Raw genomic sequence first — 24,549 nt, 5'->3', positions numbered from 1 at the left:
AAGGTAGCGTCGACCTCGTCATGAACCTTGCCTCCATTCCCAGCCCGTCGACCGGCGTGATCGAGCTCGGCCCGATCCCGCTCCGCGGCTACGCGTTCTGCATCATCATCGGTGTCTTCGTCGCCGTCTGGATCGGCAACAAGCGCTGGGTCGCCCGTGGCGGCAAAGCCGGCACCGTGGCCGACATCGCCGTCTGGGCCGTGCCCTTCGGCCTCGTCGGCGGCCGGCTCTACCACGTGATCACCGACTACCAGCTCTACTTCAGCGACGGCCAGAACTGGGTCGACGCCTTCAAGATCTGGGAGGGCGGCCTCGGTATCTGGGGCGCCATCGCCTTCGGTGCCGTCGGCGCCTGGATCGGCTGCCGCCGCCGGGGCATTCCGCTGCCCGCCTGGGCGGACGCGCTGGCCCCCGGTATCGCCATCGCCCAGGCCATCGGCCGCTGGGGCAACTGGTTCAACCAGGAGCTGTACGGCAAGCCGACCGACCTCCCGTGGGCGCTGGAGATCAGCGAGGGCCCGAACCGGGTCGCCGGGACGTACCACCCGACCTTCCTCTACGAGTCGCTGTGGTGCATCGGCGTCGCGCTGCTGGTCATCTGGGCCGACCGCCGCTTCAAGCTCGGCCACGGACGGGCGTTCGCGCTGTACGTCGCGGCCTACTGCGCCGGGCGCGGCTGGATCGAGTACATGCGGGTCGACGAGGCCCACCACATCCTCGGCCTGCGCCTGAACGTGTGGACCGCGATCTTCGTCTTCGTCCTCGCCGTCGCCTACATCGTGATCTCCGCGAAGCTCCGCCCGGGCCGCGAGGAGATCGTGGAGCCGGACAAGGACGCCGCCGAGGCCGCGAAGAAGGACGACGACGCGGAGGCCGCCGACAAGGACGGCGACCCGCTGAAGAAGGACACGCCGGAGGCCGGCGCCGACGACAGTGACCCGCTGAAGAAGAAGGACAGCGCCCCCGAGGCAGCCGACAAGAGCTGACCCCCCCGCGCGCACTGCCCCCGATCGCCGGGCGGACCTGAGAGAGACCTCAGGACCGCCCGGCGATCGCCAGTGTGCGGCGCGCCGACGCCACCACCGCCGCGTCCACGAACCGCCCGTCGGGCAGCGCCAGCGCCCCTGCCTCCACCATCGACGCCGCGATGATCTCCTCCGCCGCCTCGATCTCCCGGTCCGTCGGCCGGAACGCCCGCTCGATCACCTCCAGCTGGCGCGGATGGATCGCCGCCCGCCCCAGCAGCCCGAGCCCCCGCCCCCGTACGCACGAGGCCCACAGCCCGTCCAGGTCCCGCACGTCCGGGAAGACCGACTGCGCGGGCGGCGGCAGCGCGGCCGCCCGGGCCGCCACCACGAGCCGGCTGCGCGACCAGTCCAGCCCGCTGTCCTCCCGTACGCCCAAGTCGGCACGGAGGTCCGCCTCGCCCAGGGCGATGCCCCGGACGGCGGGGTCGGCCGAGGCGATCGAGTACGCGTGCTCGACACCGAGCGCCGACTCCAGCAGCGGATAGAGCGGTACCCCGGGGGCCACCGCCGCCACATGGTGCACGGAGACCGCGTGCGTGATCTTGGGCAGGCGGAATCCGGAGAGGCCCGGCAGGTGCGTCAGCGCGCGGATGTCGTCCTCGCCGTGCACCCGGACATGAACCGGTACGGCGTCGGGGGCGGCGGTCACCGGGTCGGCGAGGAGTTCGGCGGTGGCGGCGCGCGCGTACTCCTTGCGGTCGGGGGCGACCGCGTCCTCCAGGTCGACGATCACCACGTCCGCCCCGCAGCCGAGCGCCTTGGCCACCACCTCCGGCCGGTCCCCGGGGACGTACAGCCAGGTCAGCGGGGGTCGGCCGAGGGGTGGCGGCGGGCCCTCCGGCAGCGGCGGGCCCGGGATCGGGCGGCCGGTCACAGCGCCCCCTGGTCGCGCAGCGCCGCGATCCGGGTCTCCGAGAGGCCGAGGCCGGCCAGGATCTCCTCGGTGTCCGCGCCGTGCGGGCGGCCCGCCCAGCGGATGCCGCCCGGGGTCTGAGAGAGCCGGAAGAGGACGTTCTGCATCCGCAGCGGCCCCAGCTCCGGGTCGTCGACCTCGGCGATCGTGCCCAGCGCCCGGTACTGCGGGTCCTCCATCACCTCCCGTACGTCATGGATCGGCGCCACGGCCGCCTCCGCCTTCTCGAAGCCGTTCAGCACCTCCTCGCGGCTGTGGCGGGAGATCCAGTGGCCGACCGCCCCGTCCAGCTCCTCGGTGTGCTCGGCCCGGGTGGTGCCCGACCCGAACCAGGGCTCGTCGATCAGCTCCGGGCGGCCCACCAGCCGCATCACCCGCTCGGCCACCGACTGGGCGGAGGTGGAGACCGCGACCCAGTGGCCGTCGGCGGTGCGGTAGGTGTTGCGCGGGGCGTTGTTGCGGGAACGGTTGCCGGTGCGCGGCTGGACGTAACCGAGCTGGTCGTACCAGAGGGGCTGCGGGCCCAGCACAGTGAGGATCGGCTCGATGATCGCCAGGTCCACCACCTGCCCCTCGCCCGTCTTCTCCCGCCCGGCGAGCGCGGCCATCACCGCGTACGCCGTCGCCAGCGCCGCGATGGAGTCCGCCAGTCCGAACGGCGGCAGCGTCGGCGGCCCGTCCGGCTCCCCGGTGATCGCCGCGAACCCGCTCATCGCCTCCGCCAGCGTGCCGAACCCGGGCCGGTGCGCGTACGGCCCGAACTGCCCGAACCCGGTGACCCGGGCCAGCACCAGACGCGGGTTGACGGCGTGCAGCTCCTCGGGACCCAGGCCCCAGCGCTCCAGCGTCCCGGGCCGGAAGTTCTCGACGATGACGTCGGTCTCGGCGGCCAGTTGGAGGAGCACGTCCCGGCCACCGGGGGCGGACAGGTCCAGCGTCAGGGTGCGCTTGTTGCGGCCGAGCAGCTTCCACCACAGGCCGACACCGTCCTTGGCGGGCCCGTGCCCGCGCGAGGGGTCCGGCTTACGGGGGTGTTCGACCTTGATCACATCGGCGCCGAAGTCCCCGAGCATGGTGGCGGCGAGCGGCCCGGCGAAGAGGGTGGCGAGGTCGATGACCTGCAGCCCGGTCAGAGGGCCGGCCTGTGTGCCGGGCCCTGCTGCTGTCGTACTCATACGGCATCGGCCTCGATCTCGCTGCGGTACGGCATGGATGTGGATGCGCCCGGCTTCTGGACGCAGAGCGCGGCGGCCGACGAGGCGAACGCCAGCGCCTTCGCCACCGGCCGCCCCTCCCCGAGCGCCACCGCCAGCGCCCCGACGAAGGTGTCCCCGGCCCCGGTCGTGTCGACGACCCGCACCTCGGGGGCCTCGAACAGCACCGGCTCGCCGCCCCGGGCCGCGTACAGACTGCCCCGCGCACCGAGCGTGATGATCACCTCCGGCACCTGCCGCAGCAGGATCTGCGCGGCGGCGTGCGGCTCGGCCTGCCCGGAGAGCTCGGCGGCCTCGTGCTCGTTGGGGATCAACAGGTCGATGTGGTCCAGGAGTTCATCGGGCAGGGGCTGTACGGGGGAGGGGGTGAGGATGGTCCGTACGCCCTGGGACCTGGCCGCGCGGGCGCCCTCCACGACGGCGGAGAGCGGGAGTTCGAGCTGCATCAGCAGCAGGTCGGCGGCGGCGATGGCCGCGATCTCGCCGGGGCCGAGCGCGGTGACGACCCCGTTGGCGCCGGGGATCACCACGATCGCGTTGGACCCGGAGTCGTCCACCACGATGTGCGCGGTGCCGCTCGGGCCCTCGGCGGTGTGGAGCAGGTCCGTGTCGACCCCGGCGTGTTCGAGGCCGTCGCGGAGCTGTGCACCGTACGCGTCGTCGCCGACCGCGCCGATCATCGTCACCTCCCCGCCCGCGCGGGCGGCGGCGACGGCCTGGTTGGCGCCCTTGCCGCCGGGGATCGTCCGGAACTCCCGGCCGGTGACGGTCTCCCCGCGTTCCGGGGCGCGGGCGGTGTAGGCGACGAGGTCCATGTTGGTGCTGCCGAGCACCGCGATTCGGGTCATGGGCGCAGAGCCTCCTGGTGGGTCAGAGCGGCGAGGGTGTCGAAGCCGGTGCGGTCGTAGCCGGGTACGGAGGTGGCGAGGCGGTTCTTCAGCGGGGCCGTCCAGTGGTCGGGCAGGGCGTCCGGGGTGCCCGCGAGGAGTCCGGCGAGGGAGCCCGCGGTGGCCCCGTTGGAGTCGGTGTCCCAGCCGCCGGAGACCGCGCAGCCGATCGACCGGGTGAAGTCGCCGTCGGCGTGGGTGAGGGCGGCGGCGAGCAGCGCGGCGTTGGGCAGCACGTGTACCCAGTGGTGGGTGTCGGCATACGCGCCGTGCAACCGGTCCACCACCAGGTCGAACTCCCCTTCCGTACGGGCCGTTTCGATGCCGAGCCGGACCGCTCCGGCGTACCGCGAGTGCGGCGGCACCACCCTCAGCCCGGCGGCCAGGCAGCCGTGCACATCGCTCTCCCCGCCCGCCGCCACGGCGAGCGCTGCTGCTGTGAACATCGCGCCGTAGACCCCGTTGGCGGTATGGGTCAGCACCGCGTCGCGGTGGGCCTGGGCGGCGGCCCCGGCCGGGTCGCCGGGGTGGGTCCACCCGTGCACGTCGGCGCGGATCTGGGCGCCGATCCACTCGCGGAACGGGTTGCGGAGGCGAGCGGTCCGTGGGGGTTCGACGCCCGCGAGGAGGTTGCCGTACGCGATGCGCTCGGCGGTGAAGGTGCGGCCCGCCGGGAGTTCGTCCAGCCAGAGGCGGGCCAGGTCGGCCGTGGTGAAGGAGCGCCCGTGCCGCTGGAGCAGCAGGAGGGTGAGGAGCGGGTAGTTGAGGTCGTCGTCCTCGGGCATCCCGTCGATGTTCTCGGCGAGCGAGGTGGGGGCCGAGCGGCGGTTCCAGGGGTGGGCGGCCAGCAGCTCGTCGGGCACGCCGCGTGCGGTGAACCAGGTGGTCGGGGGCCAGTTGCCGGTGGCGCGGGCCAGGGCGCGGATGCCGTACAGCGGCAGCTTCTCCACCGGCTTCCCGAGCAGGCAGCCCGCCGCCCGGCCGAGCCAGGCCGCGTGCAGCCGGTCCCGGCCGACGGTGGCCGCGGCCTCGGGCGGGCCGGGCCACTGCGGGCAGGCGGCCATGATGTCCGCGAGCTCGGTGGGCTCGTCGGCGGACAACGGCGATTCCAGCAGGGCGAGTTCGTCGAGGAGCTGCCCGGCCAGTTCGCGCAGGCGGGGCGGAGCGGGCGGCTCGGAGGCGCCCGCGCACTCCGGGGCGGGCGAGCCCCCGGCCGCGTACCACCGCTCCTCGATCTCCCGGGCGTCCCGGCCGTCCTGCGCGGCCTGCCGCAGCTCGTGCCCGACCAGATCCTCGGGCTGCACCCAGGTGAGGCGGACGGGCCGGTCCTGGTGCAGGCGGACGTTCGGGTCCTGGGGCAGGGGGTGGACGCTCACCGCGTACCCGCCAGCGCGGTGAACGCCTCCTCGTGGGACCGGCGGCGCTCCACGTCCCGGGCGAAGACCTCCCGGGCCACCTGCGCCAGGGTCCGGGCCGGGGCCTCCAGGTCCAGCCGGCTCGCCTGCGCCACCGTCTGTGCCCAGTCGGCCGGGACCTCACCGCCCAGCGCGCCCGCGATCGCGCCGCTCATCGTGGCGATGGAGTCGCAGTCCCGCCCGTAGTTGACCGAACCGAGCACCGTACGCCGGTAGTCACCGCCCCCGACCAGCAGCATGCCCAGTGCGACGGGCAGTTCCTCGATGGCGTGCAACCGGGAGGGGCGGCGGGCGCCGAGTGCGGGGGAGCGGTAGTCGGGGCCGACCGTGTCGAACGGCTCCACCGCCGCCCGCAGCGGGGCGAGCGCGGCCTCGAAGTCGTCGTGGCGCGCGGCCACGTCGCAGACCGCATCGATCGCGGACCGGGTGCCGTCCTTGGCCAGGGCGAGTACGGCGTCGACCACCGAAGCGGGCGTGGCGCCCGGGTGGCAGGCGGCGGCGACGGCTGCCGCGAAGACCCCGGCGGCCTCCCGCCCGTACGAGGACTGGTGGGGCGCGGCGACCTCCAGGGCCTCGGCGTACGCGGCCTCCGGGTGGCCGGCGTTGACCAGGCCGACCGGGGCCATGTACATCGCGGCCCCGCAGTTGACGATGTTGCCCGCACCGGCCTCGCGCGGGTCGACGTGCCCGTAGTGCAGCCGGGCCACGATCCACTTCTCCGCCAGGAAGATCCGCTGGAGCGGCAGCGCCTCGGCCTCCAGCTCCGGGATCCAGCGGGGAGAGAGGAGGTCCGGGACGAGGTGGTCGGCGACGGCGTACGCGTCCAGGTGGTCGCGGACCTTCTCGTAGACCCGGACCAGGGCGTGGGTCATCAGGGTGTCGTCGGTGACGTGCCCGTCGCCCTTGTGGTACGGGGCGATGAGGCGGGCGGTGCGCCAGTCCTCGCCGTGCCACGGGCCGACGATCCCGGTCACCCGGCCGCCGTGGCGCTCGGCGATCTGCTCGGGGGTCCAGCCCTCGACCGGGCCGCCGAGGGCGTCCCCGACGGCGGCGCCGACGAGGGCCCGGGTGATGCGGTCATCGAGGCCGGGAGGGGAGTGCGGTGTCGAGGGGACGGGGACGGGCTCGGCTGCCGTGGCCGTTGTGGGCGTCATGCCGGAATTGTCCACCCGGGGTGGCCGGTTCCGTGGCTGCCAGCAGCCCGGCGAGTTCGACCAGATCCGTGCCCGCGAGCCGGGGCAGCGCACACCCCGCCAGCGTCCGGCACGCCTCGCGCCAGCCCGCCGGTACGGCGGCGACCGAGCCGATCGCCCCGGTCAGCGCCCCGGCCAGGGCGGGCGCGGAGTCCGCGACCCGCGAGAGGCAGGCGGCGGCCGGGAGCGCCTGGGCGATCTCGCCCCGGGCTGCGGTGGTGAGGGCCAGGGCCACGGGGACGGTCTCCGCCGCCGCGATCCCGTAGCTGTAGACGTGGTCCACGATCTGGTGCTCCAGGACCGGGACCAGGGCGAACGCCCCGGCGGGCTCGTCGGCGAACTCCCGGGCGAGGCGGACCGCGTGCGCGGCGTTGCGGGCGATCTCGGTGCCGTCGGGGAGCTGGGCGAGGGCGGCGTTCACCACCGCGTCGACGTCCGCCCCGGTCAGCGCCACCGCGATCGCGGCGGCCATGGCGCGGGCGCCGTGCACCCCGTCGCCGTCCTGGGTGTAGCGGGCGTCGAACTCCGCGAGGGCCGCCGCCTCCTCCGGATCGCCCGGGTGGACGACGGCGAGCACGGCCGCCCGGACGCAGGCGGCGTCGTCGAAGTAGTGCGGGTTGTCGTGCCCGGTGGCGGGCGGCCGCAGCCCGGCGGCCAGGTTGCCGAGCCCGGCCCGTACCGAGATCCGGGCGCGCAGCGGGAGCACCGCCGCCTCCACCTCGGGGGCCCGGGCACTCGCGGCGGCGACGGTGGCGGCCAGCGCGTTCCAGGCCCGGTCCACCGCGTCCCGCATCCGGCGGCCCGGGGAGAGGCCGTCCGCGTCGTCGGCCGCCGCCAGCACCGTACGGCCGGCGAACGCGGCCCACTCGGCGTCGTCGGACGGGCCGAGGCGCAGGGGCTCGGGCGGCTGGTTGAGGGCGATGGGCACGGGGAGCGTGGTCGTGGCGTTCTGCTCGGCGAAGGTGTCCAGCTCCCGGGTGAGCCGCCGGGTCCACTCGGGCATCCGGGCCGCCCGGTGCCGCGCGGCGGGCCACCCGGCGGCGTCCCCGGAGGCGAGGCCGAGGAGCAGGCCCTCGATCCGGGCGCGCCGGGAGGGGGCGGTGACGCTCGCGGGCAGCCTGGGTGTCGTCATCGCCGCTCCTCCCGTACGGGCTCGAAGGAAGCGGCCACCGACGCCATGTCCCGTACGGCGGAAGGCTCACGCCCACCGCCCCGGCCCTGGCTCTCCACCGCCTCCGCGCCCACCGGCGTCAGCAGGTCCGCGATGTCCAGCACGTGGTACCCCCGCATCGAGGGCAGGCAGCTGCCCCGCACCGGCCCGATCGCCGTCGCCCACTCCGGCGGGATCGCGCCCGCCCCGTGCAGCGCCCCGGCCAGGGCCCCCGCCACCGCCGCCGTCGTGTCCGCGTCGCGCCCCATGTTCACGGCGGTCAGCACGGCGGTACGAAAATCGCCGCGCGCCGCCGTGAACGCCCCGAACGCCAGGCCCACCGCCTCCGGCGCCAGGTCCGTCCATGGGTAGCCGCCGATCACCACCGCCGAGCGCACCGCCCGCTCCATCGTCAGCCGGTCCGGGTACGGGCGCTGGGCCGCCGCCACCGCACGGCGCAGCGAGCGGGCCGTCCAGGAGTCCATCGGGACCACCGAGAGCGCGGCCGCGATCACCGAGGCGAGGCCCGAGCCGACCATGGCCGCCGCGACCCCGGCCGCCACCGCCTGACCCCCGTAGATCCCCTCGCCCTCGTGGCTCACCCGGCCGTCCACCGCCACCAGCCGGGCCGCCTCGGCGGGGTGTCCGGCGGCGAACACCCCGAAGGGGGCCGCCCGCATCGCCAGGCCGTCGCTCCAGGCGTGCCGGTGCTGGGCGGAGATCGGCGCGGCGAGGCCCCGGCGGAGGTTCTCCAGGGTGCCGCGCTCGCTGAACCCGGCGCCCCGGAACGGGCCCTCGTCCAGATCGGCGATCCAGTGGTGCCAGGCACGCTCCACATGGGAGACGGTGAGCGCCGAGCCGTGCCGGGCCAGCAGCAGCCCGGAGAAGATCGCGTACTCCGTGTCGTCGGTGCCCGCCGGGTCCTTGCTCACGAACCCCTCGATCCGTCCCCAGCGGCGGCGGATCTCCGAGGGCCGCAGATTCTCCGCCGGCGCGCCGAGCGCGTCCCCGACCGCGAGCCCCAGCAGCGCACCCCTGCCCCGTTCCTTGCCGACGGCCGTGTCCATGGCGTCGCCCTCCGCTCGTCCGGCGCGTCCGAGTCCGATTCCGGGCTCTTGCGCATATCTGCCACGCGGAACGTGACCGGAGGCCGGACAGCGGCAGAAAGGGGCCGGTCGGATGACCCCGGTACGGAGCTGAGGCTGGCCTTTCTTCGCAGGTCAGAGGGGTGGTAAGCCAGGCCTGCCTTGCTGGCGGAGGTCGCCCGTCCGGCGTACCTTGGACTTTGTCGAAAGTTGTACAGGCAACCACTCGGCGGGGTCGACAGCCCACCGGGGGAGCAGGGAGACGCAGACCGTGGCCATCATCGAGACCGACGCCGTCCTGCACGAGGCGCACCGGGACAACCACACCCACCGGGATGTGAACGGCGGCTGGCTGCGCCCCGCCGTCTTCGGTGCCATGGACGGCCTGGTCTCCAACCTCGCCCTGATGACCGGTGTCGCGGGCGGTGCGGTCTCCCAGCAGACCATCGTGATCACCGGGCTCGCGGGGCTGGCCGCCGGGGCGTTCTCCATGGCGGCCGGTGAGTACACCTCCGTCGCCTCCCAGCGTGAGCTGGTCGAGGCCGAGCTGGCCGTCGAGCGCCGGGAGCTGCGCAAGCACCCCCAGGACGAGATGGCCGAGCTCGCCGCGCTCTACGAGGCCCGGGGCGTGGACGCCCCGCTGGCCGGCGAGGTGGCCCGGCAGCTCTCGCGCGACCCGGAGCAGGCGCTGGAGATCCACGCCCGCGAGGAGCTGGGCATCGACCCGAACGACCTGCCCTCCCCGCTGGTGGCCGCCGTCTCCTCCTTCGGCGCCTTCGCGCTCGGCGCCCTGCTGCCCGTCCTGCCGTATCTGCTCGGAGCGAGCGCCCTGTGGCCCTCGGTGGCCCTGGCCCTGCTCGGCCTCTTCGGGTGCGGTGCGGTGGTGGCCCGGGTGACGGCCCGCAGCTGGTGGTTCAGCGGCCTGCGGCAGCTCGCCCTCGGTGGTGGGGCGGCGGCGCTGACGTACGGGCTCGGCACCCTGTTCGGTGTGGCGGTCGGCTGACGGGAGAGGCCGTGTCCGCGGCGGGGCGGCGCGGGGCGTACGGCGTAACGAACCCGCCCGAACGGCTTAACCGTGCGGCAACCCGTGTGACGTACGTCTTGGCACCGCCCTCTGGGCGGGAGCGGCCCGGCGGCCGTAAAATGAGACTCTATGCAGGGCTACACATAAGTAGCCGTTACTCGGTGGTTTCGTTTCCTTTGCCGCCGGGCATGAGCCGTAGGCACCGCAGGCAACGACGCCTGCTCTCTGCGGGTCCCCCGGGCGCCGATCGTTCCGACAGCGACCCACCCCCTGGTCAACCGGTCACCTCTGGTCACCCAGTCACTTCCGGTCACCACGGTGTCCGTATGTTGGAACAAGCCTTCCGCTTCTTGAGAAGCGCCCCATCATGTAACCTGCACGAAATTTCGCAGAGGGCCAACGTCGTCCCTCGGCACCGCAAATGCCACGACGACGACGGGAGAGCCGATGCGTATCGACGCCTGGTCGCCCATGGACGGTCGCCCCGCCCAGCAGGGGATGTACGACCCCCGTAACGAGCACGACGCCTGTGGCGTCGGGTTCGTGGCCACTCTGACCGGTGTGGCCAGCCATGAGCTGGTCGAGCAGGCGCTGACCGTACTGCGCAACCTCGAACACCGCGGCGCCACCGGCTCCGAGCCCGACTCCGGCGACGGCGCCGGCATCCTGTGCCAGGTCCCCGACGCCTTCCTGCGCGCCGAGACCCCTTTCGAGCTTCCCGAGGCGGGTTCGTACGCCGTCGGTATCGCCTTCCTCCCCGCCGACGGCTCCACCGAGGCCGTCCGCACGATCGAGGAGATCGCCACCCAGGAGGGCCTCACGGTCCTCGGCTGGCGCGACGTCCCGGTCACCCCCGCACTCCTCGGCAACGGCGCCCGCGCCACCATGCCCGAGTTCCGCCAGGTCTTCGTCGCCGACGGCGAGTCCGCCGGCATCGTCCTGGACCGCAAGGCGTTCGTCCTGCGCAAGCGTGCCGAGCGTGAGGCCGGGGTGTACTTCCCCTCGCTCTCCGCCCGCACCATCGTCTACAAGGGCATGCTCACCACCGGGCAGCTGGAGCCGTTCTTCCCGGACCTCTCCGACCGTCGCTTCGCCTCCACGGTCGCGTTGGTCCACTCCCGCTTCTCCACCAACACCTTCCCGAGCTGGCCGCTGGCCCACCCGTACCGCTTCGTCGCGCACAACGGCGAGATCAACACGGTCAAGGGCAACCGCAACTGGATGAAGGCCCGCGAGTCCCAGCTCGCCTCCAGCCTCTTCGGCTCCGAGCAGCTGGACCGGATCTTCCCCGTCTGCACCCCGGACGCCTCCGACTCGGCCTCCTTCGACGAGGTCCTGGAGCTGCTCCACCTCGGCGGGCGCTCGCTGCCGCACTCGGTGCTGATGATGGTCCCCGAGGCGTGGGAGAACCACGACTCGATGGACCCGGCCCGGCGCGCCTTCTACCAGTACCACGCCGCGATGATGGAGCCCTGGGACGGCCCGGCCTGCGTCACCTTCACCGACGGCGTCCAGGTCGGCGCGGTCCTCGACCGCAACGGTCTGCGCCCCGGCCGCTACTGGGTCACCGACGACGGCCTCGTCGTGCTCTCCTCCGAGGTCGGCGTCCTGGACATCGACCCGGCGAAGGTCGTCCGCAAGGGCCGCCTCCAGCCCGGCAGGATGTTCCTCGTCGACACCGCGGAGCACCGCATCATCGAGGACGACGAGATCAAGGCGTCCCTCGCCGCCGAGCAGCCGTACCAGGAGTGGCTCCAGACCGGCGAGATCGAGCTGAGCGACCTGCCCGAGCGTGAGCACATCGTGCACACCCACGCCTCGGTCACCCGCCGCCAGCAGACCTTCGGCTACACCGAGGAAGAGCTGCGCGTCATCCTCGCGCCGATGGCCCGCACCGCCGGTGAGCCGCTCGGCTCCATGGGCACCGACTCGCCGATCGCCGCGCTCTCCGAGCGCCCCCGGCTCCTCTTCGACTACTTCACCCAGCTCTTCGCCCAGGTCACCAACCCGCCGCTGGACGCCATCCGCGAGGAGCTCGTCACCTCGCTGCGCTCCTCGCTCGGCCCCCAGGGCAACATCCTGGAGCCGACCGCCGCCGCGGCCCGCAGCGTCACGCTGCCGTTCCCGGTGATCGACAACGACGAGCTGGCCAAGCTGATACACATCAACGCCGACGGCGACATGCCGGGCATGAAGGCCGCCACCCTCGCCGGCCTCTACCGGGTGAGCGGCGGCGGCGACGCCCTGGCCGCCCGGCTGGAGGAGATCTGCACCGAGGTCGACACCGCCATCGAGGACGGCGCCCGCCTCATCGTCCTCTCCGACCGGCACTCCGACGCCGAGCACGCCCCGATCCCCTCGCTGCTGCTCACCTCCGCCGTCCACCACCACCTCATCCGCACCAAGCAGCGCACCCAGGTGGGCCTGCTGGTCGAGGCCGGGGACGTCCGCGAGGTCCACCACGTCGCCCTGCTCATCGGCTACGGCGCCGCCGCGGTCAACCCGTACCTCGCGATGGAGTCCGTCGAGGACCTGGTCCGCGCCGGCACCTTCATCGAGGGCATCGAGGCCGAGCAGGCCATCCGGAACCTGATCTACGCGCTCGGCAAGGGCGTCCTCAAGGTCATGTCCAAGATGGGCATCTCCACCGTCGCCTCCTACCGCGGCGCCCAGGTCTTCGAGGCCGTCGGCCTGGACGAGGAGTTCGTCGCGACGTACTTCAACGGCACCGCCACCAAGATCGGCGGCGCCGGTCTGGAGGTCATCGCCAAGGAGGTCGCCGCCCGGCACACCAAGGCCTACCCCGCCTCCGGCATCGCGGCCTCGCACCGCGCGCTGGAGATCGGCGGCGAGTACCAGTGGCGCCGCGAGGGCGAGCCGCACCTGTTCGACCCGGAGACGGTGTTCCGCCTCCAGCACGCCACCCGCAACCGGCGCTACGACATCTTCAAGCAGTACACGGACCGGGTGAACGAGCAGTCCGAGCGCCTGATGACGCTCCGCGGCCTCTTCGGCTTCACCTCCGGCCGCGCCCCGATCTCCATCGAGGAGGTCGAGCCCGCCTCCGAGATCGTCAAGCGGTTCTCCACCGGCGCCATGTCGTACGGCTCGATCTCCCGCGAGGCGCACGAGACGCTCGCCATCGCGATGAACCAGCTCGGCGGCAAGTCCAACACCGGCGAGGGCGGCGAGGACCCCGACCGCCTGTACGACCCGGCGCGCCGCTCGTCCATCAAGCAGGTCGCCTCCGGCCGCTTCGGTGTGACCAGCGAATACCTGGTCAACGCGGACGACATCCAGATCAAGATGGCGCAGGGCGCCAAGCCCGGCGAGGGCGGCCAGCTGCCCGGCCACAAGGTCTACCCGTGGGTCGCCAAGACGCGTCACTCGACGCCCGGCGTCGGCCTCATCTCGCCGCCGCCGCACCACGACATCTACTCCATCGAAGACCTCGCCCAGCTGATCCACGACCTGAAGAACGCCAACCCGCAGGCCCGCATCCACGTGAAGCTGGTCTCCGAGGTCGGCGTCGGCACGGTCGCCGCCGGTGTCTCCAAGGCCCACGCGGACGTCGTCCTCATCTCCGGCCACGACGGCGGAACGGGCGCGTCCCCGCTCACCTCCCTCAAGCACGCGGGCGGCCCCTGGGAGCTCGGCCTCGCCGAGACCCAGCAGACCCTGCTGCTCAACGGCCTGCGCGACCGCATCGTCGTGCAGACCGACGGCCAGCTGAAGACCGGCCGCGACGTCGTCATCGCCGCGCTGCTGGGCGCCGAGGAGTTCGGTTTCGCGACCGCGCCGCTCGTCGTCTCCGGCTGCGTCATGATGCGCGTCTGCCACCTGGACACCTGCCCGGTCGGCATCGCCACCCAGAACCCGGTCCTCCGCGACCGGTTCTCCGGCAAGGCCGAGTACGTCGTCAACTTCTTCGAGTTCATCGCCGAAGAGGTCCGCGAGATCCTCGCGGAGCTGGGCTTCCGCACCATCGAGGAGGCCGTCGGCCACGCCGAGCTCCTCGACACCGACCGGGCCGTCTCCCACTGGAAGGCGCAGGGCCTCGACCTCGCCCCGCTCTTCTACGTCCCCGAGCTGCCCGAGGGCGCGGTCCGCCACCGGATCGTCGAGCAGGACCACGGTCTGACCAAGGCGCTCGACAACCAGCTGATCAAGCTGGCCGCCGACGCGCTCGGCGCCGACACCCCCGAGGCCGCCCAGCCGGTCCGGGCCCAGGTCGCCATCCGCAACATCAACCGCACGGTCGGCACCATGCTCGGCCACGAGGTGACCAAGAAGTTCGGCGGTGCGGGCCTGCCCGAGAACACCATCGACATCACCTTCACCGGCTCGGCCGGCCAGTCCTTCGGCGCCTTCCTCCCGAGCGGGGTCACCCTTCGCCTGGAGGGCGACGCCAACGACTACGTCGGCAAGGGCCTCTCCGGCGGCCGCGTGATCGTCCGCCCGGACCGGGGCGCCGACCACCTCGCCGAGTACAGCACCATCGCGGGCAACACCATCGGCTACGGCGCCACCGGCGGCGAACTCTTCCTCCGCGGCCGCACCGGCGAACGCTTCTGCGTCCGCAACTCCGGCGCGACCGTCGTCTCCGAAGGCGTCGGCGACCACGGCTGCGAGTACATGACCGGCGGCCACGCCGTCGTCCTCGGCGAGACCGGCCGCAACTTCGCCGCCGGTATGTCGGGCGGCGTCGCGTACGTCATCGACCTCGACCGCGACAACGTCAACGTGGGCAACCTCGGCGCGATCGAGGAGCTCACCGACACCGACCGGCAGTGGCTGCACGACGTCGTGCGCCGCCACCACGAGGAGACCGGCTCCACCGTCGCGGAGAAGCTCCTCGCCGAGTGGGACACCGCCGTGACCCGCTTCAGCAAGATCATCCCGTCCACGTACAAGGCAGTGCTCGCCGCCAAGGACGCCGCTGAGCTCGCCGGTCTCTCCGAGCAGGAGACCACCGAGAAGATGATGGAGGCGGCGACCAATGGCTGACCCCAAGGGCTTCCTGACCACCGGACGCGAGGTCGCCCAGACCCGCCCCGTGGCCGAGCGCGTCAAGGACTGGAACGAGGTCTACGTTCCGGGCTCGCTGCTCCCGATCATCAGCAAGCAGGCCGGCCGCTGCATGGACTGCGGCATCCCGTTCTGCCACAACGGCTGTCCGCTGGGCAACCTCATCCCCGAGTGGAACGACTACGCCTACCGCGGGGACTGGACCGCCGCCTCCGAGCGGCTGCACGCCACGAACAACTTCCCGGAGTTCACCGGGCGGCTCTGCCCGGCCCCCTGCGAGTCGGCGTGCGTGCTCGGCATCAACCAGCCGGCCGTCACCATCAAGAACGTCGAAGTCTCCATCATCGACAAGGCGTGGGACAGCGGCGACGTCACCCCGCAGCCGCCCGAGCGCCTCTCCGGCAAGACCGTCGCGGTCATCGGCTCGGGCCCGGCGGGACTCGCCGCCGCCCAGCAGCTGACCCGGGCCGGCCACACCGTCGCCGTCTACGAGCGCGCGGACCGCATCGGTGGCCTGCTGCGCTACGGCATCCCCGAGTTCAAGATGGAGAAGTCGCACATCAACCGCCGCATCGAGCAGATGCGCCTGGAAGGCACCAAGTTCCGTACGGAGGTGGAGATCGGCAAGGACATCGACGCCGCCAAGCTCCGCCGCCGCTACGACGCGGTCGTCATCGCGGCCGGTGCCACCGTCTCCCGCGACCTGCCGGTCCCCGGCCGTGAGCTGGGCGGCATCCACTTCGCGATGGAGTACCTCCCGCTCGCCAACAAGGTGCAGGAGGGTGACCTGACGGTCGCCCCGATCCACGCCGGCGGCAAGCACGTCGTCGTCATCGGCGGCGGCGACACCGGCGCCGACTGCGTGGGCACCGCCCACCGCCAGGGCGCGGCCTCCGTCACCCAGCTGGAGATCATGCCGAAGCCGGGCGAGGACCGGAACGCCAACCAGCCCTGGCCGACCTTCCCGATGCTCTACAAGGTCACCTCCGCGCACGAGGAGGGCGGCGAGCGGGTCTACTCCGTCTCCACCACCCACTTCGAGGGCGACGAGGACGGAAACGTCGCGGCCCTCCACCTGGTCGAGGTCGAGTTCAAGGACGGTAAGCTGGAGCAGAAGCCCGGCACGGAGCGGCGCATCCCCGCGCAGCTCGTCACCCTCGCCATGGGCTTCACCGGAACCGACCAGTCCAACGGTCTGGTCCAGCAGTTCGGCCTGGAGCTCGACGCGCGGGGCAACATCGCCCGCGACGAGAACTACGCGACCAACGTCGACGGCGTCTACGTCGCCGGTGACGCGGGCCGCGGCCAGTCGCTGATCGTCTGGGCGATCGCCGAGGGCCGCTCCGCCGCCCGCGGTGTGGACCGCTTCCTGACCGGGACCAGCGCCCTGCCGGCCCCGATCCGCCCGACGGACCGGTCCCTGCTGGTCTGAGCACCATCCGGGTTCCCCCTGGGCCACGCGGCCCGGGGGTGAGCCCCCTTCGATCGTCCCGTACAACGGCGTACGGAACTGAACGCGGCGCCTGCCTGTCCCCGACCGGACACCAGCGGGCGCCGTGGCGCGTCCGGGGCCGGTTCCGCCCCGGGTCGGCTCAGCCGCCGGTCAGCCGCCCGTCAGCGCCGAGGTCTTCACCGCCACCGCCACCGCGAACAGCCCCAGCAGCACCGCCCCGCCCGCGAGCTGCACCGGCCAGGTCCGCAGCTTCGCCGGCGCGTAGGCGAGCCCGTACGTCACCAGCGCCCCGGTCAGCAGCCCGCCCAGGTGCCCCTGCCACGAGGTGAACAGGGCCGAGAGCACCATCCACAGCAGGAACCCGGCCATGAACCGGTTCACGGCCGCCATGTCCCGGCCGAGCCGCCGGTTGATCACCCAGAACGCGGCGGCCAGCCCGAAGACCGCACCGGAGGCACCCACGGTGGAGGTGTCCGGGGCCAGCAGATACACCACCACGGAACCGCCCACCGCCGACAGCAGGTACAGCGCCAGATAGCGGGCCCGGCCGAGCTGCCCCTCCACCACCCGGCCGATGTTCCACAGCGCGAACATGTTGAACAGCAGGTGCATCACCCCGAACGAGGCGTCCGGCGGCAGATGCAGGAAGGCCCCGGTCACCAGCCGGTACCACTCGCCGTCCGCGATGCCCGTCAGCTCGTACCCGGCGAACGTATCGCCCCGGTAGTAGTACCGCTCCCCGTCCGGCCCGGTCAGCGCGGCGCCGAGCACCGCGAACCGGTCCACGATCTCGGGCCGGACCACCTCGCCGAGGTAGGCCAGGATGTTCAGCGCCATCAGGACGTACGTCACCACGGGCGCCGTCGCCCCGGAGACCGCACCGCCGAACACGGTCCGGGCCCGCCGCACCGACCGCTGCCCCTCCTTCACGCACTCCGGGCAGTGGTAGCCGACCGAGGCCTCGTGCATGCAGTCCGGGCAGACGGTGCGCTCGCAGCGGGTGCAGCGGACATACGTCTCGTACGACGGATGGCGGTAACACGTGGTGGCGGCGGCCTCCATGACCGGCTCCTTCACTGGGAGTGCGCTGCGGGGCCGGTGTGGGCGGCGGCGATCAAGATAGCGAACGGGTGAGGGAGAGTCAGGAGCCGGGTCCGTGGCTGTGGCCTAGGCTTCAGGTCCGCACAGCACGGACCGCGCAAACGGACCGCACAAGGGGGGCGCCATGCACGGCGTGAACACGGCGGCCGCCGCCGGGCCGGCCATCAGCCTGACCAAGGTCCAGGAGACGGCTCCCGGCCTCGTCAGCCTGTACAAGAGCGCCGGCATCTCGCTCGAGAAGCACGGACTGAACGGACGGCGGGCCGCCGTCTACCTGGTCCTCGACTACTCCGGCTCCATGCGGGACTACTACAAGGACGGCAGCGTCCAGGCGCTGGCCGACCGGGTGCTGGGGCTCTCGGCCAACCTCGACGACGACGGCCGGGTGCCCGTCGTCTTCTTCTCCACGGACATCGACGCGGTCACCGACATCGCCCTCGACAACCACCGCGGCCGGATCGACGCGATCGTGGCCGGCCTCGGGCACATGGGGAAGACCAGCTACCACCTGGCGATGGACGCGGTCATCGACCACTACCTCGACAGCGGCTCCACCGCGCCCGCGCTCGTCGTCTTCCAGACGGACGGCGGGCCGATCAGCAAGCCCGCCGCCGAGCGCTACCTCTGCAAGGCCGCGAAGCTGCCGCTGTTCTGGCAGTTCGTCGGGTTCGGCGACACCCGCAGCACCCAGTTCGACTTCCTGCGCAAGCTGGACGAGCTGGCGGTCCCGGCCAAGCGGGTCGTCGACAACGCCGGGTACTTCCACGCCGGGCTCGCCCCCCGGAAGGTCCCGGACAGCCAGCTGTACGACCGGCTGGTCGCGGAGTTCCCGTCCTGGCTGGCCGCCGCCGAGGCCCACGGGATCGTCCGATGAGTACGCGGATCCTGCGCGCCGCCGACCGCACGCCCGTCCCCTGGAAGAACGGCGGCGGGCTCACCCGTGAGGTGGCGACCGCGCCCGCAGGAGGCGACGGGTTCGACTGGCGGGTGAGCCTCGCCGATGTCACCGCCGACGGGCCGTTCTCGCTCTTCCCGGGCATCGACCGCACGCTGACGGTGGTCGAAGGCGCGGGCATGGACCTCGTCGTCGGCGGCGAGCACCACATCGTCGACGAGCCGCTGTGGCCGCACGACTTCCCCGGCGACCGGCCCACCGACGGCTTCCTGCTGTCCGGACCCGTCGTCAACCTGAATGTCATGTACCGCAGGGGGCGTACGCGGGCGGAGACCGCCGTCGTCTGCGGCACCGTACGCCTGATGGCACCGCCGGGCGGCGCGGTGCTGGCCCTCTCCCTGGACGACGGGGCTGTGCTCGACGGGGCCGTGCTCGACGGGGCCGTGCTTGACGGGACGGACATCCGGCTCGACCGCTACGACGCGGTGCTCGCCGAGGGCGGATCGCCCGGGGTGCTGCGGACGATGGGCCAGGCGGTGGTCATCACGTTCTCGGACGTGTGAGCGGCCGGAGACGGTCGGCGATACCGGACAGAAGATGTCGGGTATCGGGTGTTCGATGGCGCCCATGACGTCTTCCGCACCCCTCTCCTGGAGTGGCTTCGCCGCTGCCGAGCCCGTCTTCGCCGACAGCGTCCGCCGCCGCTTCCAGCTCTACAAGCACCACGTCCTCGCCACCCTCCGCGCGGACGGCTCGCCCCGTGTCAGTGGCCTGGAGGCCGACTTCCGCTTCGACGAGCTGCTGCTCGGCATGATGCCCGACTCGCGCAAGGCCCTGGACCTGCGCCGCGACCCGCGCTTCGCCCTCCACGCCAACCCCGGCCCCGACGCCGAGATGAACGACGGCGATGTCCGCGTCAGCGGCCGGGCCGTGGAGATCACCGACCCGGAGTACCTCGCCCGCTTCGTCGAGGACGCCACCCCGCCGGAGCCGTTCCACCTCTTCCGGGCCGAGCTGACGGAGGCGGTCCGCGTCGGGCTGGACGGCGATGAGCTGGTCATCCAGTCCTGGCGGCCGGGGCAGCCGCTGCGTACGGTACGCCGGAAGTGACGGTGCTGCGGAGCTGAGAGCTTTTCACCCCGCCAGCACCCGCGCCCGGCACGCCGACGGCGTCCCCCACGCGTCCCGCAGCGGCCGGGCCCGGCGCAGCCACCACGCCAGATCCAGCTCCTCGGTGTACCCCACCGCGCCGTGCAGTTGCAGCGCGGTGCGGGCCGCCGCGTACCCGGCCTCGCCCGCCGCCACCTTCGCCGCCGCGACCGCCGCCCCGGCCCCGGGTGACCCCTCGGCCAGCTCCACCGCCGCCCCGTACAGCAGCGGGCGTGCGAACTCCAGGCCGAGCAGGGTGTCCGCGAGGCGGTGCTTGACGGCCTGGAAGGAGCCGACGGGCACACCGAACTGGGTGCGCTGCTTCACGTACGCCACCGTCGCCCGCAGCAGCGCCTCCCCGCAGCCGAGCGCCTGGGCCGCCGTCGCGAAGGTGGCCCAGGTGCCCGCCGCCCGGGCCGCCTCGCGCACCCGTGGACCGGCGGCCACCACCTCGCCACCCGCCTCGGGCCGGAACAGCCGGCGCGCCGGATCCGTCGAACGCGTCAGCTCCCCGGCCCCCGCCGCCAGCCGTAGCTCGTCCCCGGCCACCGTGAACACCGCGTCCGCCGCATCCGCGTCCAGCGCGTACGGCCCGTACCCCTCCAGGGCCAGCGACACCACCGCCGTACCGGACGCGATCCTCGGCAACCACTCCTTGGCGACCGGCCCGCCCACCCCGCCCAGCAGTACCCCCGCCGCCACGCTCTCCACCACCGGACCCGGCACCCCGTGGCGGCCCAGCTCCACCAGCGCCACGGCCGTCTCCACCGGGAGCGGCCCCACACCCCCGTACGTCTCCGGGACCGCCAGCGCGAACACCCCCGCCTCCGCCAGCCGCCGCCACAGGGCCAGCCCCGGTCCGTGGTCCCCGGCGGCCCACGCCCGTACGGCCGAAAGCGTGTCGGCCGCCGTCAGCAGCGCGTCCAGCGAGCGGGCGAACTCCCGCTGCTCGTCGTCGAGGAGGAAGGGCATCAGCGCCGCCCCTTCGGCAGACCGAGCAGCCGCTCGGCGATGATGTCGCGCTGGATCTCGTTCGTCCCCGCGTAGATGGGGCCCGCCAGCGCGAAGACGTACCCCTCCGCCCAGGCGCCGTCCGCCGCCTCCGCCTCCGGGCCGAGGAGATCGAGGGCCGTCTCGTGCAGCGCGATGTCGTACTCCGACCAGAACACCTTGTTCAGGCTGGACTCCGCCCCGAGCGCCGCCCCCGCCGCGAACCGGGACGCCGAGGCGGCCGTGAACAGCCGGTACGCCCGCGCCCCGATCACCGCGTCCGCCACCCGGTCCCGCACCCCTGTGTCCTCCGGATCGCCCACCTCCCGCCACAACTCCGTCAGCCGGTCGGCGGCGGCCAGGAAGCGGCCGGGGGAGCGGAGGGTGAGGCCGCGCTCGTTGCCGGTGGCCGACATGGCGATGCGCCAGCCCCGGCCGGGCTCCCCGATGACGTCCTCGTCCGGTACGAAGACCTCGTCCAGGAAGACCTCGGCGAACGCGGGCTTCCCGTCCAGCCGCCCGATGGGGCGCACCGTGACCCCGGGGTCCCGCAGCCCGAACATCAGGTACGTGAGCCCCTGGTGCGGCTTCTCCACCCCCGGGTCCGTACGGAAGATGCCGAACGCCCGGTCCGCGAACGCCGCCCGCGAGGACCATGTCTTCTGCCCCGACAGCAGCCAGCCGCCCTCCGTCCGCACCGCCCGCGACCGCAGCGCCGCCAGGTCCGACCCGGCCTCCGGCTCCGACCAGGCCTGCGCCCAGATCACCTCGCCGCTCGCCATCGGGGGCAGCACCCGGGCCCGCTGCTCGGCGGTTCCGTGGTCGAAGAGGGTCGGGGCGAGGAGGCTGATCCCGTTTTGCGAGACCCGGCCGGGGGCTCCCGCCGCCCAGTACTCCTCCTCGAACGCCAGCCACCCGAAGAGGTCCGCGCCCCGGCCTCCGTACTCCTCGGGCCAGGAGACCGCCGACCACCCGCCGCCGTACAGCTCCGCCTCCCACTCCCGGTGCGCGGCGAACCCCTCCGCCGTCTCCAGGGAGGGGAGCGGCCGGGCGGGCACATGGGCGCGCAGCCAATTTCTTGCCTCGGCCCGCAGTGCCTCGGTCCGTGCTGTCTGCGCGAGATCCATGGGGGGCCTGCCTTCCGTGAGGTCGGCACTGTCGCCGAGGCCGTTCCCTAACAAGTGTTTGGTAGGTTAACGTACGGCTCACGCACCGTCGAGGAGTGGGGGATGGGCCGATGGGCGCACCGGACTACCTGCCGGGCCACGGACTGCTGACCGGCCGCACCGCCGTCGTCACCGCCGCCGCCGGGGCCGGGATCGGCGGCGCCACCGCCCGCCGCTTCCTGGAGGAGGGCGCCCGCGTCGTCATCGGCGACGCCCACGCGCGGCGGCTGAAGGAGAGTGCGCAGGCCCTCGCCGAGGAGTTCGGCGCCGACCGCGTCACCGCCCTGACCTGCGACGTCACCGATGAGGAGCAGGTGCGGGCCCTCTTCGCCCACGCCGAGCGCGTCCACGGCCGCCTCGACATCGTCGTCAACAACGCCGGACTCGGCGGTACCGCCGAACTCACCGAGATGACCGACGGCGAGTGGACGAAGATCCTCGACGTCACCCTGAACGGCACCTTCCGCTGCACCCGCGCCGCCCTGCGCTCCCTCAAGGCCGCCGGGACCGGGGGAGTGGTCGTCAACAACGCCTCCGTCGTCGGCTGGCGCGCCCAGCGCGGCCAGGCCCACTACGCCGCCGCCAAGGCCGGTGTCATGGCCCTCACCCGCTGCGCCGCGCTCGAAGCCGCCGACTACGGCGTACGCGTCAACGCCGTCGCCCCCAGCCTCGCCATGCACCCCCACCTGGCCAAGGTCACGTCGGCCGAGCTGCTCGCCGAGCTGACGGAGAAGGAGGCGTTCGGCCGGTACGCCGAGCCCTGGGAGGTCGCCAACGTCATCGTCTTCCTGGCGAGCGGCTACTCCTCGTACATGACCGGTGAGGTCGTCGCCGTCAGCAGCCAGCATGCGTGAACGAGACGGTGGCGGGCGGACAATGGACCGGTGCCTACCAAGAAGAAGCCCCAGGTGACCCCCACCCCCGAACGGCGCCGCGAACTCCTCGCCACCGCCGCCGAGGTCTTCGCCGCCCAGGGATACAACGCCACCACCGTCCGCCGCATCGCGGATGAGGCGGGGATGCTCGCCGGCAGCCTCTACTACCACTTCGATTCCAAGGAATCGATGATCGACGAGATCCTCTCCACCTTCCTCGACGAGCTCTGGCAGGGGTACGACGCCGTCCTGGCGGCCGGGCTCGGCCCCCGCGAGACCATCGAGGCACTGGTCACCGAGTCCTTCCGGGAGATCGACCGGCACCGCCCCGCCGTCGCGATCTACCAGAAGGAGTCGAAGTACCTCGCCACCCAGCCGCGCTTCGCCTACCTCGCCGACTCGCAGGCGAAGTTCGAGAAGGTCTGGCTCTCCACCCTGGAACGCGGCGTCGCCGAAGGCACCTTCCGTGACGACCTGGACATCCGCCTCACCTACCGCTTCGTCCGCGACACCGTGTGGGTCGCGGCCTCCTGGTACCGGCCCGGCGGACATCACAGCCCCGAAGAGATCGCCCGCCAGTACCTCTCGATGGTGCTGGACGGGATCGCCCTGCGCACCTAGCCACCTCTTGTAGCCACCTCCTGACGACCGAGGAGCAGCAGCCATGGCCGAGGCCTACATCGTCGAAGCGGTACGGACACCCGTCGGACGGCGCAAGGGAGGTCTCGGGTCCGTCCACCCCGCCGACCTCGGCGCGCACGTGCTGCGCGAGCTCATCGCCCGCTCCGGCGTCGACCCGGCGGCCGTGGAGGACGTCGTCTTCGGCTGCCTGGACACCGTCGGACCGCAGGCCGGGGACATCGCCCGTACGTCATGGCTGGCCGCCGGGCTGCCCGAAGAGGTCCCGGGCGTCACCATCGACCGGCAGTGCGGCTCCTCGCAGCAGGCCCTCCACTTCGCGGCCCAGGGCGTCCTCTCCGGCACCCAGGACCTCGTCGTCGCGGGCGGCACCCAGAACATGACCCAGATCCCCATCGCCTTCGCCTCCCGGCAGGCCGCCGAACCCCTCGGCCTCACCGAGGGCCCGTACGCGGGCAGCGAGGGCTGGCGCGCCCGGTACGGCGACGCGCCCGTCAACCAGTTCCACGGCGCCCAGCTCATCGCCGAGAAGTGGGACATCAGCCGCGAGGACATGGAGGAGTTCGCCCTCACCTCCCACCGCCGCGCCGTCCGCGCCATCGACGAGGGCCGCTTCGCCCGCGAGACCGTCGCGTACGGGGACGTCACCGAGGACGAAGGCCCGCGCCGCGACACCACCCTGGCCAAGATGGCCGCCCTCAGCCCCGTCCTTCCCGGCGGCACGATCACCGCCGCCTGCTCCTCGCAGGTCTCCGACGGGGCCGCCGCCCTGCTCATCGCCTCCGAGCGGGCCGTCGCCGAACACGGGCTGACCCCGCGCGCCCGGATCCACCACCTCTCCGTACGGGGCGAGGACCCGATCCGCATGCTCTCCGCGCCGATCCCCGCCACCGCGTACGCCCTCAAGAAGACCGGCCTCACCATCGACGCCATCGACCTCGTCGAGATCAACGAGGCCTTCGCCCCGGTCGTCCTCGCCTGGCTGAAGGAGACCGGCGCCGACCCCGAGCGCGTCAACGTCAACGGCGGGGCGATCGCGCTCGGCCACCCGCTCGGGGCGACCGGTGCCAAGCTGATGACCACGCTCCTGCACGAACTGGAACGCACCGGGGGCCGCTACGGGCTCCAGACCATGTGCGAGGGCGGCGGACAGGCCAACGTCACCATCGTCGAGCGCCTCTGACCAGCACCCGGCGTCTTCGAGGGCGGCGTGGCGTGATCCACCACGCGCAGGGAGGACGTGCTACGGTGTTCCCGTTGCAGTTTTGGTACCCATGAACTTTATGTGCGCCTGACGGGAATGCTTCCTCAGGCGCTTTATTGTTTTCCGGCTTTCTCCGGGTG

At 72.8% G+C, this 24,549-nt stretch carries 20 protein-coding genes; 10 read left to right on the top strand and 10 right to left on the bottom strand.

Annotation, left to right across the window (positions count from 1 at the left end):
• Positions 1-20 precede the first annotated feature (20 nt).
• Complete coding sequence (gene lgt, locus IF17_RS0109235) at positions 21-986, top strand: prolipoprotein diacylglyceryl transferase (RefSeq protein WP_030564044.1); 966 nt, start codon at positions 21-23, stop codon at positions 984-986.
• Positions 987-1,035: 49 nt separating this feature from the next.
• Here lgt and IF17_RS0109230 read toward each other — a convergent pair whose 3' ends face one another.
• Genes IF17_RS0109230 through IF17_RS0109200 form a run of 7 tightly spaced genes read right to left on the bottom strand, consistent with a single transcriptional unit; the run spans position 1,036 to position 8,867 of the window.
• Positions 1,036-1,902 (bottom strand): HpcH/HpaI aldolase/citrate lyase family protein, encoded by an 867-nt coding sequence (locus tag IF17_RS0109230; RefSeq protein WP_030564042.1) that lies wholly within the window; start codon positions 1,900-1,902, stop codon positions 1,036-1,038.
• Positions 1,899-3,116: a CaiB/BaiF CoA transferase family protein gene (locus IF17_RS0109225; protein WP_030564040.1), complete on the bottom strand. Its 1,218-nt coding sequence runs from the start codon at positions 3,114-3,116 to the stop codon at positions 1,899-1,901. The genes IF17_RS0109230 and IF17_RS0109225 overlap by 4 nt, the downstream gene beginning before the upstream one ends.
• The gene (rbsK, locus tag IF17_RS0109220) at positions 3,113-4,003 is read right to left on the bottom strand and encodes a ribokinase (protein WP_030564038.1); all 891 of its coding nucleotides are present in this window, start codon (positions 4,001-4,003) and stop codon (positions 3,113-3,115) included. The genes IF17_RS0109225 and rbsK overlap by 4 nt, the downstream gene beginning before the upstream one ends.
• Entirely contained in the window at positions 4,000-5,418 is a 1,419-nt protein-coding gene (locus tag IF17_RS0109215) for an ADP-ribosylglycohydrolase family protein (protein ID WP_244890447.1), read from the bottom strand. The genes rbsK and IF17_RS0109215 overlap by 4 nt, the downstream gene beginning before the upstream one ends.
• Positions 5,415-6,611 (bottom strand): ADP-ribosylglycohydrolase family protein, encoded by a 1,197-nt coding sequence (locus IF17_RS0109210; protein ID WP_030564034.1) that lies wholly within the window; start codon positions 6,609-6,611, stop codon positions 5,415-5,417. Before IF17_RS0109210 ends, IF17_RS0109215 begins: the two co-directional genes overlap by 4 nt.
• Positions 6,535-7,782 (bottom strand): ADP-ribosylglycohydrolase family protein, encoded by a 1,248-nt coding sequence (locus tag IF17_RS0109205; RefSeq protein WP_030564033.1) that lies wholly within the window; start codon positions 7,780-7,782, stop codon positions 6,535-6,537. The genes IF17_RS0109210 and IF17_RS0109205 overlap by 77 nt, the downstream gene beginning before the upstream one ends.
• Positions 7,779-8,867, bottom strand: coding sequence for an ADP-ribosylglycohydrolase family protein (locus tag IF17_RS0109200; protein ID WP_030564031.1), 1,089 nt, complete (start codon positions 8,865-8,867; stop codon positions 7,779-7,781). The genes IF17_RS0109205 and IF17_RS0109200 overlap by 4 nt, the downstream gene beginning before the upstream one ends.
• 289 nt (positions 8,868-9,156) lie before the next feature.
• On the opposite strand from IF17_RS0109200, the gene IF17_RS0109195 reads away from it, so the two are divergent.
• From IF17_RS0109195 to IF17_RS0109185, 3 genes are all read left to right on the top strand, one after another.
• Complete coding sequence (locus IF17_RS0109195) at positions 9,157-9,888, top strand: VIT1/CCC1 transporter family protein (RefSeq protein WP_030564029.1); 732 nt, start codon at positions 9,157-9,159, stop codon at positions 9,886-9,888.
• Between the two features lie 468 nt (positions 9,889-10,356).
• Positions 10,357-14,916: a glutamate synthase large subunit gene (gene gltB / locus IF17_RS0109190; protein ID WP_030564027.1), complete on the top strand. Its 4,560-nt coding sequence runs from the start codon at positions 10,357-10,359 to the stop codon at positions 14,914-14,916.
• Positions 14,909-16,369: a glutamate synthase subunit beta gene (locus IF17_RS0109185; protein WP_030564025.1), complete on the top strand. Its 1,461-nt coding sequence runs from the start codon at positions 14,909-14,911 to the stop codon at positions 16,367-16,369. Before gltB ends, IF17_RS0109185 begins: the two co-directional genes overlap by 8 nt.
• A 171-nt stretch (positions 16,370-16,540) precedes the next feature.
• On the opposite strand, the gene IF17_RS0109180 is transcribed toward IF17_RS0109185, so the two are convergent.
• Positions 16,541-17,452, bottom strand: a complete 912-nt coding sequence (locus tag IF17_RS0109180; RefSeq protein WP_030564023.1) for a rhomboid family intramembrane serine protease — start codon at positions 17,450-17,452, stop codon at positions 16,541-16,543.
• 163 nt (positions 17,453-17,615) lie between these two features.
• Between IF17_RS0109180 and IF17_RS0109175 the strand changes: the two genes are divergently transcribed.
• Genes IF17_RS0109175 through IF17_RS0109165 form a run of 3 tightly spaced genes read left to right on the top strand, consistent with a single transcriptional unit; the run spans position 17,616 to position 19,496 of the window.
• Positions 17,616-18,365, top strand: coding sequence for a vWA domain-containing protein (locus IF17_RS0109175; protein ID WP_030564021.1), 750 nt, complete (start codon positions 17,616-17,618; stop codon positions 18,363-18,365).
• Positions 18,362-18,949, top strand: a complete 588-nt coding sequence (locus IF17_RS0109170; RefSeq protein ID WP_030564019.1) for a HutD/Ves family protein — start codon at positions 18,362-18,364, stop codon at positions 18,947-18,949. Before IF17_RS0109175 ends, IF17_RS0109170 begins: the two co-directional genes overlap by 4 nt.
• A gap of 55 nt (positions 18,950-19,004) precedes the next feature.
• Entirely contained in the window at positions 19,005-19,496 is a 492-nt protein-coding gene (locus IF17_RS0109165) for a pyridoxamine 5'-phosphate oxidase family protein (RefSeq protein WP_030564017.1), read from the top strand.
• Between the two features lie 24 nt (positions 19,497-19,520).
• Here IF17_RS0109165 and IF17_RS0109160 read toward each other — a convergent pair whose 3' ends face one another.
• Together IF17_RS0109160 and IF17_RS0109155 are read right to left on the bottom strand one after the other, a co-directional pair.
• Positions 19,521-20,507: an acyl-CoA dehydrogenase family protein gene (locus tag IF17_RS0109160; RefSeq protein WP_030564015.1), complete on the bottom strand. Its 987-nt coding sequence runs from the start codon at positions 20,505-20,507 to the stop codon at positions 19,521-19,523.
• Positions 20,507-21,652, bottom strand: a complete 1,146-nt coding sequence (locus IF17_RS0109155) for an acyl-CoA dehydrogenase family protein (RefSeq protein ID WP_030564013.1) — start codon at positions 21,650-21,652, stop codon at positions 20,507-20,509. Before IF17_RS0109155 ends, IF17_RS0109160 begins: the two co-directional genes overlap by 1 nt.
• A gap of 110 nt (positions 21,653-21,762) precedes the next feature.
• Here IF17_RS0109155 and IF17_RS0109150 point away from each other — a divergent pair, with 110 nt between their 5' ends.
• From IF17_RS0109150 to IF17_RS0109140, 3 genes are read left to right on the top strand one after another with little or no spacing between them, the layout of a single operon-like run.
• Complete coding sequence (locus IF17_RS0109150) at positions 21,763-22,545, top strand: SDR family oxidoreductase (protein ID WP_030564011.1); 783 nt, start codon at positions 21,763-21,765, stop codon at positions 22,543-22,545.
• Between the two features lie 30 nt (positions 22,546-22,575).
• Positions 22,576-23,187 (top strand): TetR/AcrR family transcriptional regulator, encoded by a 612-nt coding sequence (locus IF17_RS0109145; RefSeq protein WP_030564009.1) that lies wholly within the window; start codon positions 22,576-22,578, stop codon positions 23,185-23,187.
• 43 nt (positions 23,188-23,230) lie between these two features.
• On the top strand, positions 23,231-24,388 hold the full coding sequence (locus IF17_RS0109140) for an acetyl-CoA C-acetyltransferase (RefSeq protein WP_030564006.1): 1,158 nt from the start codon (positions 23,231-23,233) through the stop codon (positions 24,386-24,388).
• Positions 24,389-24,549 lie beyond the last annotated feature (161 nt).

It is taken from the genome of Streptomyces cyaneofuscatus (assembly GCF_000718135.1).
Taxonomy (GTDB): Bacteria; Actinomycetota; Actinomycetes; order Streptomycetales; family Streptomycetaceae; genus Streptomyces; species Streptomyces cyaneofuscatus.
Note: the sequence above shows the minus strand (reverse complement) of the source record. Positions and strands in the feature narration are given on the sequence as shown.

Bases quoted from the DNA above. Each gene is read 5' to 3' on its own strand.
- lgt (WP_030564044.1), top strand. From the start codon at position 21: ATGAACCTTGCCTCCATTCCCAGCCCGTCGACCGGCGTGATCGAGCTC.
- IF17_RS0109225 (WP_030564040.1), bottom strand. From the start codon at position 3,116: ATGAGTACGACAGCAGCAGGGCCCGGCACACAGGCCGGCCCTCTGACC.
- rbsK (WP_030564038.1), bottom strand. From the start codon at position 4,003: ATGACCCGAATCGCGGTGCTCGGCAGCACCAACATGGACCTCGTCGCC.
- IF17_RS0109210 (WP_030564034.1), bottom strand. From the start codon at position 6,611: ATGACGCCCACAACGGCCACGGCAGCCGAGCCCGTCCCCGTCCCCTCG.
- IF17_RS0109205 (WP_030564033.1), bottom strand. From the start codon at position 7,782: ATGACGACACCCAGGCTGCCCGCGAGCGTCACCGCCCCCTCCCGGCGC.
- IF17_RS0109200 (WP_030564031.1), bottom strand. From the start codon at position 8,867: ATGGACACGGCCGTCGGCAAGGAACGGGGCAGGGGTGCGCTGCTGGGG.
- gltB (WP_030564027.1), top strand. From the start codon at position 10,357: ATGCGTATCGACGCCTGGTCGCCCATGGACGGTCGCCCCGCCCAGCAG.
- IF17_RS0109185 (WP_030564025.1), top strand. From the start codon at position 14,909: ATGGCTGACCCCAAGGGCTTCCTGACCACCGGACGCGAGGTCGCCCAG.
- IF17_RS0109180 (WP_030564023.1), bottom strand. From the start codon at position 17,452: ATGGAGGCCGCCGCCACCACGTGTTACCGCCATCCGTCGTACGAGACG.
- IF17_RS0109175 (WP_030564021.1), top strand. From the start codon at position 17,616: ATGCACGGCGTGAACACGGCGGCCGCCGCCGGGCCGGCCATCAGCCTG.
- IF17_RS0109170 (WP_030564019.1), top strand. From the start codon at position 18,362: ATGAGTACGCGGATCCTGCGCGCCGCCGACCGCACGCCCGTCCCCTGG.
- IF17_RS0109165 (WP_030564017.1), top strand. From the start codon at position 19,005: ATGGCGCCCATGACGTCTTCCGCACCCCTCTCCTGGAGTGGCTTCGCC.
- IF17_RS0109160 (WP_030564015.1), bottom strand. From the start codon at position 20,507: ATGCCCTTCCTCCTCGACGACGAGCAGCGGGAGTTCGCCCGCTCGCTG.
- IF17_RS0109155 (WP_030564013.1), bottom strand. From the start codon at position 21,652: ATGGATCTCGCGCAGACAGCACGGACCGAGGCACTGCGGGCCGAGGCA.
- IF17_RS0109150 (WP_030564011.1), top strand. From the start codon at position 21,763: ATGGGCGCACCGGACTACCTGCCGGGCCACGGACTGCTGACCGGCCGC.
- IF17_RS0109140 (WP_030564006.1), top strand. From the start codon at position 23,231: ATGGCCGAGGCCTACATCGTCGAAGCGGTACGGACACCCGTCGGACGG.